A 9,881-nucleotide genomic window follows, 5' to 3' on the forward strand; every position below is an offset into this window, starting at 1 on the left:
ATTCACTCTCTGCATGAGCTTTAGTAATTTCTGCTGTAACTGTTCCCTTCTTTTTGAACTATTAAGAAATTCTTAATAGTTGCTATAGGTGTAAGCTCATTATCGTCATATATTTTTTTTATATGCTGATTTATTGCTGATACCGAAACATCATATAGTGTAGCCATCATCTTCTGCGTAAGCCAAATGTTCTCGTCTTCATATCTCATTTCAAAGCTTTGAGAATCATCACCTGTTGCCGCAATATATGTAAGGTACTCTGCTGCACTCGAACGAATTGCAATATCATTTTTCTTTTTCACAAGATCACTCCCTTCATCATTTAGATTATACTTGGTATGTATGTTTTAACCAAATCGTTGTTTAGTCTATATCTTGCATAAGCAACCATGCTCACGTCGCCATATGCATCCAATCAAGCTTCTTTAAACCAATATTCCATGAACAGCGCTACCATAACACCCAACATTCCACCAATTACTGCACCAATTATTGTATTTAATGCATTGCTTGGACTTGTTTTATGTGTTGGAGCTACAGGTGGTGATGGCAAATAAACACTAGTTTCTACAACACCTATGACACTTACTTCAAGTTTTTCAGCTTGTCCGTTTTCATAATATTTATTAAGAGTTTGCTTTTCTACATTAAGCTCATCTATATACCGATTATTCATCCTTATATTATTTTCAATACTATTTATGGATTGCTTATTTCCAATAATGTCATTTTCAATTTTAATATAATTTGGATTTACCGCATCAACAGGAACAACATAATCACTGTTAGATGTTAATTCTGTTTGAATTTCCAAATTAGCATCACTATTTGCTATTATCTGAGGTGTTTCAGCTAATAACTCTTCATTGCTCTTTAAAATTTCTCTAACTCTGTCCAATTGATTTTCTGATGATTTTATGTTCATGCTAAAGTTATTTATAAAATAACTTATAGTTCTTTCTTTAGTCATTACATCTATAAACTCTATATAATTATCATACAATGTTTGTGCTAATTTTAATGATTCCTCTGGATTATTAGCAGAAACAGTAACCTCAAAGCTATTTTGAACAGTATTTGTTTTTGTGTCAGTCTTGCTGATAGCAATTTTTTTCTTTAAGTTATCAAGTGATACTTCAGAATCATATTTCATGTCCTCTATAGTATTAATAAGGATATCATTGCTGGTGATTAAGTTAATATATTGCTCATTCGTGGTAATAGGCAATTTATATTCGCCGTATCTTGTAGTATAAGCTTCTGGCATGTTTATAACTATGTTTAATTTTGTATCATAAACAGGAGATATCATAAACACGCTAATCACCCCTGCTAATAATGCAAATACTAAAATAATGCTTATAATCATCTTTTTTCTTTTCCACAAAGCCATAATAAGCTCTTTTAAATCAATTTCATCTTCGTAATATTGAATGTTATTTTTGTTTTCGTTCATTATAAACTCCTAACTTTATCTATCAATTTATTCATAACTTATATTAAACTATGCCTTCCGAACATTTTTCGTTTATCGTCCTTTTATATGTGGGTACTAACTTCCCTATCAATATTAATATTGTTTCAATGTCAATATCGTGAGCTGCTTGTTCTAATTCCTTAATTAATTCAAAAAGTTCATATTCATCTATTTCTTTAGGTGTTTCAATAAATATTTTGTCAATACTTGTTTTAACCTGATTTTCAGAAGAACTGATTAACAATTCTTCATATAGTTTTTCTCCAGGTCTAAGTCCGGTATATTCAATTTCTATATCTACTTCTGGTTCTAATCCGGACAGCTTAATTAAATTGTAAGCTAAATCTTTAATTTTAACGGGTTCTCCCATATCCAAAACAAATATTTCTCCGCCTTCTGCCATTGATGAAGCTCTAAGGACTAGTTGAACTGCTTCAGGTATAGTCATGAAGTACCTAGTTATTTCTTCGTGAGTAACAGTTACAGGTCCACCTTCTTTTATTTGCTCTTTAAACAATGGAATAACAGAACCGTTGCTACCAAGCACATTACCAAATCGAACAGCTACAAAATCAGTTTCACTATGTCTGTTGTAGGACTGTATAATCATTTCGGCAATCCTCTTGGTTGCTCCCATAACATTTGTAGGATTAACTGCTTTGTCTGTAGAAATAAGCACAAACTTTTCTACATTATATTTGTGAGCTGCTTGAACTACATTATATGTTCCTATAACATTATTTTTTATAGCTTCTTCAGGATTTTTTTCCATAAGAGGAACATGTTTGTGAGCTGCCGCATGAAATACTATATCTATTTTTTTTAATTCAAATATCTGATTTAATTTGTTTTTATCTCTTACAGAAGCTATTTCTACTTCTATATCCAATTTATTTCCATAAGCTCTGATTAATTCCTGCTGGATGTTGTAGGCATTGTTTTCATAAATATCTAAGATAATTAGTTTTTTTGGTGAATAAGAAGAAATCTGTCTGCAGAGTTCGGAACCAATAGAACCTCCTCCACCTGTCACCAGTATTGTTTTTTCTTGAATATATTTTTTTGTTAAAGTACAATCCAAATCAATTGGTTCTCTGCCTAGTAAATCTTCTACTTGGACTTCTCTGATTTTATCCATAATATTGTTGCCATTGGTTATAAGACTGTAAACTTCGGGTAAAATCTTAAGTTTACACCTTGTGTTTGCACATATGTCTAGTATACGCTTCTTATTATCCTTGTCAATAGAAGGAATTGACAGTATTATTTCTTCTATGTTGTATTTATTTATCATTGTTGGTATCTTATCTGTTAAAGATACAACCGGCACAGAGTTAATGCTCCTGCCTATTTTAGTTTCATCATCATCAACTATGCATCTTACCATATAATTATTTGGATTATTTCTGCTGATTTCATTTAGTATAGCTACTGTTGCCTGTCCTGCTCCAACTATCATGATATTTGTATAAAGACTTAATTTCTTAGTATTTCTGTCACCAATAATCAGCACCGCCCTATACACTACCCTTATTGCCATCGTACAAAAACTTGTTACAAAAAAAGCCACTATATATACATAATACCTGATAAAAATATTGAATGATTTTGTAAATATTAAGAATAATAAATTTGCAATAACTGAAGCTTGCAAACATTTATAAATATCTTGTATGCCTGCATATCTCCAGATATTTTTATAAACTCCCATTATTATAAATGTACTGATGTAAATAATCGTATATATATACCAGGTATTCTTAAACCATTCTATTTTATCTGGATGTATACCACTTATGATATGAGGAGATAAAAATGAAACCACTGCAATTATAGTATCTATCATAATTAATATATATTTTCGATATTTATTTAATAATTTATATAACTTATTATATGCATTTGACATTTTGTCCCCCGTTTTATATCTAAGAAATCTTACTTTTAAGCCTAAAATTAATGCTTATACCCAAACCTAATAAAATCCAGAAAATAGGTGCAACACTTACCACACTATCATTAAACATTCCGGCTGATAAGTATCCAATAATGCTTATTAAGCACGATGCTCCTATATATTTTTCTAATGAATCAAATACTATTTTGCTGTACAATTTTAAACCGCTAACAATATATATGCCCCATAATCCTATTAATGATAAAAGAGATAAAACACCGGTGTTTGTAGCAATTTGCAAATAAAGATTATGTGGTTTATCAACTACTGTGTTCATCTCCATACCTGCACTTAATTTACCAATAAAATCATCCTGCGGAAAAACTATTGGATAATTATCAGAACCTGCACCCTTTAAAACATAGCTCTTTAACAACGGAAGTGTTCTTCCCCATATATAAACTCTATTTGATGCTAATTTTTCTAATCCGTCTAATGGTTTGAACGTGTCTGCTACCACAGGTTCTGTTATTCTTCCACCTGAACCTAACAACTTAACTCCATCATTTGTAAAATAAAAATTGAAATTCCTGCCTGCTCTATTTACAGTAACTCCAGGATAATTGCCTGCAATTGTAATTTTATATCCTGCATATTTTTTATCATTTATTGTTATTTCTTTTCCTTTTGTTGTAATTTCTAATTCATTACTATTTTCGTCAAGGAAATATAATTTATCTTCATCTATTTTAAAATTTAATGTTTCATAATTTGTTTTTATAGCAAAAGTATTTTTCTCTAAAATAATATCTTCGAATTTGAATTTTGTTTCATCATTAGCTACAGCCTTGACAGCTTCAATTTGTTCTTTTAAATTTAAAGTTTTTAATCTGGTAAATATTCTACCTTCAGAAACATTGTTAAGTCCTACTAATACTAACGCAAAAATTATAACTAATCCTACAAATCCAATCCAATGTTTTATTATAACCTTTCTAAATAGCCATACAGCAAATACAAAAGTTACTGCAACACCTAAATATCCTGCCCTTGAATTGCATCCTATCAAGACAAATATCATTAAAACAACAGCTATTGCTGAGATAATTCTTTTTTGGGTTGTTTTTGCTCCTAAAAGAAATGCAACCGACAACGGAAGCATCAATGCAGCGAAGCTTCCTACAAAGTTTGTATTAAACAGTGTACCGTAAATCGTCTTTGGTCCAAAAGAAAAAGACAAATCATCAACTTTAAGATTGTTCGGCAATATAAGATTTTTCCCAATGTCTGTTTGAAAGAAATCAAATCCGAAATATTGTGTTATTCCTATTATGCCTTCTGCTATCATTAGAAATAAAAAGGCATTGACAAACAAATTCACATCTCTTTCATTGTTAATAAAATTAATTGTAAGGAAAGTTACGAGAACATAACTTAGAAGCACAAACATACCTTGGTACATATCTACAAAACCCCAGAGAGCTGTTTGTGTATCTATTGCAAAGATAGTTGATATTATTACAAATATTGCATATATTCCTAGTGGAATGTAATATTGTTTTAGGTTTTTGAGAGGTAATTTTTTCTGCATGTATAGTATGATATAAAATATAAGTGCGATTGCTGTGAGTGCTATTACCCAGCTTGATTTCCAATAGCTGAAGAAATCCAGATATTGCTGCTGGCCTGTCCAATACAAGGCTTGTGTTGTTCCTGAAAGGTCTATATATTTGGCATATACTATAAGCGGAACTACCCCTGCGATTAACAGGAGTGGTAAAAAATAAAATACTGACAGTTTTTTATTTTCGTAATCTATTTTAATAGGTTCTCGTTTTGTTTTTTCTTTATTGGCTTTCACTTTTATTCCCCCATGATTTATAAAAGTTATGTAATATTTTGTTGAATTTTATTTTGCTCATACATTATAACACGATAGATGATAATTGCAAACAAAAAAAGATGAGATCCTTCGCTTTATTCAGGATGACAGAAAGGATGAGATCCTTCGCTAACGCTCAGATGACAGAATTTTTAGGATGACATAATGTTCAGGATGACAATAATTTTCAGGATTACAAATATTTTCATGACGACAAATTTATAAGACATGTTGTCACACTTTAATACATGTAGAATATGATAATAATGAGCTTGCCTCAAAAAATTTTATATAAAAAGGTGTTATTTATGAGTAAAACAAATAATGGTAATGTTGCTGGTGTTGAAAACAGAAGAAGATGTCACAATTGTATAGAATGTGACTGTGATTGTGTATATGAATGTTTGTTAGAATTGTTGTCTGACGCTCTTTGCTCTAACAACCCTTGTGCTGGAAGAGTAAACAATAGATGCTTCTGTGTTTATGAATGTTTGTATGAATTGTTGTCGGATGCATTAGAAAATAATTGCCATCATCCTCACTGCCCAAGATAATAAAATTATTCAATATGTTATAAGAATGGACACCCTATCACAATTTAAGGATAGGGTGTCTCTTTTAATTCCGATATTTTACATTTTCATTGAATCTTTCTGTTTTTATGTTATACTATTGGAGAAAACTAACTTACATACGAGGTGAATTATGCAGCTTAAAAATTTCAACAAGTCCTATAAGAACACAATTATTTATATTGTAACAATATTGTTTTCAATTGCATTTATTGTAGTTGGTTACAGTGTAAGCAAACCTGATTTAGACGAACAGAATTACGATAAATCATACAAGGCAAAGATTATTTCTATTGAAGATAGAACCGAAGAAAGTTTTGACTACGGTTTCGAAACTCTTTCTACTATAACCATTAAATTTATGGCAGAAATAAAAAACGATGAACTTAAAGGCACTACTGTTGAAGCAAATCAATATATTGATGAAATCATTGCGGCTAATCCAAAGGAAATTGAAGTAGGAGACAATATTATCATATCATCGCTTATTTCCAGAGATGGTGAAGGAGAAGAATGGACTTTTCTCGAATATGACCGCAGCAGTATCCTGATATGGTTACTGATAAGTTTTTTTGCAATGATAATTTTATTTGGCAGAAAAAAAGGTGTAAATACAATTATCTCTCTTGTTTTAACGTGTCTTGCTATATTTATGGTCTATGTTCCTTCCATTCTTAAAGGAAATAATATTTATCTATCCTCAATTGTAGTAAGTATTTTCATTATATTCATGAGCTTATTAACATTAAACGGTGCAAATAAAAAAACGCTGTGTGCAATTGTCGGTAATTTAGGAGGACTTCTGATTGCAGGTCTTTTAGCTTTATTTATCAGTAACATTTTAAACTTAACCGGTTTAATTGATGAAGATTCAATGTTTCTTTTAATGGTTAATACAGAAAATCCAATTGATCTAAAAGCAATACTTTGGGGAAGCATAGTGATTGGGTCTCTTGGAGCTGTTATGGACGTATCCATGTCAATTGCTTCTGCACTGAATGAATTGGCAGAAAACATGGATAGCAAAAGTTTTAAAACAATGCTTAAATCAGGATTTAATATTGGGCAGGATGCTATAGGAACAATGTCAAATACTTTAATATTAGCTTATATTGGAAGTTCATTATCTGTAGTGTTGCTTCTTGTAGTTAATTATAAAAACGTCCTGCTGTTGTTTAATTTGGAAATGATTGTTTTTGAAATTATTCAGGCAATAATAGGAAGTATGGGTATTTTGTTCGCTATTCCTATTACTTCGATTTTCGCAGCTTATATATATAACCATAACAATAGCCGAAGAATCTAATATTTTAAGTTCAAAAGATGAGATCCTTCGCTATCGCTCAGGATGACACAAATTGAGACCGAAGAATCTCGTGTTTTAAGTTCAAAAGATGAGATCACACAGTCGCATTCGCTAATATATTAGCTCCTTCTAGTCGCAAATATTGGGAATTTGTTGTGAGTGACCTACCACTATTTTTCAGAAAGAACACTCTGAAAAATAGGGTTAGGGCATCTTTCGCTATCACTCAGGATGACACATTTTGTAGATATTGCTCAGGATGACACGGATTGCAGCAGATTATAAAATAGTCTGCTGTTTTTTTATTTTTTGAAATATGCTGAAATTTTTTAAATCTCTTGTTGAACTTATTAAAAAGTTGTGTTATATTATTGTAGTATTTATTTAAGATACATATGTATTTATATCATAGACAGTTTGCGGAGGGAAATATGGAAAAAATTAAATTAGGTATTTTGGGTATGGGCACAGTTGCATCAGGACTTATTAATATAATTGGATTTAATAATTCAAAAATAGAGAAAATTCTAAATAAAGAATTGACTGTAAATAAAGTTCTTGTAAAAAGCATTGGTAAAAAACGTGATGTAAATTTGCCTCAAGAGGTTTACACTACAGATGCATATGAAGTAATAAATGACAAGGATGTTCAAATACTTGTGGAATTGATGGGTGGTATCAATCCTGCCTATGAATACATAAAAGCAGCGCTCAACAACAAAAAACATGTTGTTACTGCAAATAAAGCTCTTATTGCAACTCACGGAGAAGAACTTGAACAATTAGCTGTTGAAAACAAAGTTAAATTAATGTATGAAGCAAGCGTTGCGGGTGGAATTCCTATTATTAACACAATGAATGACAGCCTTGCTGCTAATGAAATTAATGAAATAATAGGAATCATCAACGGAACTACAAATTATATTCTTACTCAAATGTCTGATTATGGTTTAGAATATGACCAAGCTGTCAAGGAAGCTCAAAATTTAGGCTTCGCTGAAGCTGACCCTTCTTCTGATGTTGAAGGAGATGATGCAGTTTTTAAACTTGCTATATTATCTACTATTGCATTTGGACAAAGAATCAAAGTCAATGATATTCCTAAGGAAGGAATTACTAAAATATCAAAAGAAGATATAAATTATGCAAAAGAATTGGGATACAATATTAAGCTTCTTGCATCCGCATTAAGAAAAGACAATGAAATCGAATTGAGAGTTCATCCGGCTTTTGTGCCTGCGAGTCACCCGTTGTCAACAGTTAAAAACGAATATAATGCTGTATTTTTAAGAGGAAATGCTGTTGGAGAATTAATGCTTTACGGCAAAGGTGCAGGTTCACTTCCTACAGGAAGTGCTGTTTTGGGAGACATAATAACTATTGCTAAAAATGCTAATAACTTAGTTGCTGAAAAATCAAATGAAAACAAATATATAATTGCGAACAGAGCTTTCAAACAATATTACATTCGCTTTGAAGTTGTTGATGAACCGGGCGTTCTTGCAAACATTGCTAATATTTTCGGCAAAAATAACATAAGCCTTGCTTCCGTGGTTCAAAGACAGAAAAATGGCAACAAAATAGCCCCATTAGTATTTATAACTCATGAAGTTGAAAGAAAAAATATAGATGCTGCTCTTGAAGAAATTAAGAAATATGAGAATGTCACTCAAATTGCGAGCATAATATTAGTGGAAAATTTCAAATAAAACGGAGGGTTCGCCCTCCTTATATTTTATTTTTTATACTATTTATTTCTCGGCAGAATATTTCTGATAATATTTCATTTCCCTTCTCGTTAAAATGCAAACCGTCAATATACAGTTCTTCCACATTATCTCCTGCTGATTTTTCAAACTCAGAATAAAAATCAATATATCTGAAATTAAAGGTAGCACAAAATTTTTTAATCCATTGCTGATATTCGTCAATTTCTTTTGCTACCTTATTAAAATCAGTAAATGAATCCCAATCCTGTCTTATGTTTTTTAAATCAATTTTAGTTGGAATTCCTATAATCGGGTCAATATATTTTGCTATTGCCTGATGAGCCATGGACATCATATTTGCTTTAACAACTCCTAAATCAGCTCCAACAATCAAATCATTTACTCCGCCCATTATTAATACTGCCTGTGGTCTTTGCATGTATACAGAATTATGAAACCTGCTCAGCATTCCGCCGCTTGTGTCCCCGTTTATTCCCTCATTTATTATTTCCATACCCAGTTTTTCCTGTGCTAATTTCGTCCATGATTTAGACCTTCTGACCCCAAATCCATATGTTAAACTATCGCCTATGCAAACTATTTTCATATCTGATTTTCCTTTAAATAAATTATTTTGATTATTAATTATATTGTTCAATTTTATATTATTTTTAAACATATGTCTATATTTTAGTTTCTATTTTTATGTGTCTTTATCTTTATGTTTACAATTATTTTTAAAAATGCTATAATATAGAAACAAAATACGTTTTCTTGAAGACTATAGTTTGCTTGTGGCAGATTGTAGTAATGAAATTGTTTCAAAAAACATATGTTGTATAAAGGAGGAATGTCCTAAATATTATAAGAAGCAAACGAAATAAAAATCAAAAATAATGGGAGGGTTTATGAAAAAAAGAATTTCTATTTTATTAGTAATAATTTTACTATTAACATTAGTTGTGACAGCTTGCGCAGCAGAAAAAACTAACCTTATTTTGGCTACCGGCGGTACATCCGGAACTTACTATCCTTTCG

General features: G+C 30.9%; 7 protein-coding genes and 1 pseudogene. 3 read left to right on the forward strand and 5 right to left on the reverse strand.

Features of this window, described 5'->3' with window-relative positions; all coding sequences use genetic code 11:
- Positions 1-41: 41 nt before the first annotated feature.
- From SA378_RS00445 to SA378_RS00460, 4 genes and pseudogenes are all read right to left on the reverse strand, one after another.
- Positions 42-302 (reverse strand): annotated as a pseudogene (locus SA378_RS00445) (cell filamentation protein Fic); the annotation flags it as partial.
- A gap of 113 nt (positions 303-415) precedes the next feature.
- A complete protein-coding gene (locus SA378_RS00450) occupies positions 416-1,456 on the reverse strand; it encodes a Wzz/FepE/Etk N-terminal domain-containing protein (RefSeq protein ID WP_318524028.1) in 1,041 nt (346 codons plus the stop codon).
- A gap of 43 nt (positions 1,457-1,499) precedes the next feature.
- Positions 1,500-3,386 carry a nucleoside-diphosphate sugar epimerase/dehydratase gene (locus SA378_RS00455; RefSeq protein ID WP_318524029.1) on the reverse strand — a complete coding sequence of 629 codons (1,887 nt, stop codon included), beginning with the start codon at positions 3,384-3,386 and terminating at the stop codon, positions 1,500-1,502.
- A 19-nt stretch (positions 3,387-3,405) separates the two neighbouring features.
- Complete coding sequence (locus SA378_RS00460; protein WP_318524030.1) at positions 3,406-5,235, reverse strand: O-antigen ligase family protein; 1,830 nt, start codon at positions 5,233-5,235, stop codon at positions 3,406-3,408.
- A gap of 329 nt (positions 5,236-5,564) precedes the next feature.
- Between SA378_RS00460 and SA378_RS00465 the strand changes: the two genes are divergently transcribed.
- The 3 genes from SA378_RS00465 (at position 5,565) to SA378_RS00475 (ending at position 8,843) form a co-directional block, all read left to right on the forward strand.
- Positions 5,565-5,810: a hypothetical protein gene (locus SA378_RS00465; protein WP_318524031.1), complete on the forward strand. Its 246-nt coding sequence runs from the start codon at positions 5,565-5,567 to the stop codon at positions 5,808-5,810.
- A 151-nt stretch (positions 5,811-5,961) separates the two neighbouring features.
- Positions 5,962-7,134: a YibE/F family protein gene (locus tag SA378_RS00470; RefSeq protein ID WP_318524032.1), complete on the forward strand. Its 1,173-nt coding sequence runs from the start codon at positions 5,962-5,964 to the stop codon at positions 7,132-7,134.
- Between the two features lie 431 nt (positions 7,135-7,565).
- On the forward strand, positions 7,566-8,843 hold the full coding sequence (locus tag SA378_RS00475) for a homoserine dehydrogenase (protein WP_318524033.1): 1,278 nt from the start codon (positions 7,566-7,568) through the stop codon (positions 8,841-8,843).
- Between the two features lie 19 nt (positions 8,844-8,862).
- On the opposite strand, the gene SA378_RS00480 is transcribed toward SA378_RS00475, so the two are convergent.
- Positions 8,863-9,450 (reverse strand): GDSL-type esterase/lipase family protein, encoded by a 588-nt coding sequence (locus SA378_RS00480; RefSeq protein ID WP_318524034.1) that lies wholly within the window; start codon positions 9,448-9,450, stop codon positions 8,863-8,865.
- Positions 9,451-9,881 lie beyond the last annotated feature (431 nt).

It is taken from the genome of Sedimentibacter sp., assembly GCF_033447055.1.
Classification (GTDB): Bacteria; Bacillota; Clostridia; order Tissierellales; family Sedimentibacteraceae; genus Sedimentibacter.

Coding starts and splice junctions, on each gene's coding strand:
- SA378_RS00450 (WP_318524028.1), bottom strand. CDS start 1,456: ATGAACGAAAACAAAAATAACATTCAATATTACGAAGATGAAATTGAT.
- SA378_RS00455 (WP_318524029.1), bottom strand. CDS start 3,386: ATGTCAAATGCATATAATAAGTTATATAAATTATTAAATAAATATCGA.
- SA378_RS00465 (WP_318524031.1), top strand. CDS start 5,565: ATGAGTAAAACAAATAATGGTAATGTTGCTGGTGTTGAAAACAGAAGA.
- SA378_RS00470 (WP_318524032.1), top strand. CDS start 5,962: ATGCAGCTTAAAAATTTCAACAAGTCCTATAAGAACACAATTATTTAT.
- SA378_RS00475 (WP_318524033.1), top strand. CDS start 7,566: ATGGAAAAAATTAAATTAGGTATTTTGGGTATGGGCACAGTTGCATCA.
- SA378_RS00480 (WP_318524034.1), bottom strand. CDS start 9,450: ATGAAAATAGTTTGCATAGGCGATAGTTTAACATATGGATTTGGGGTC.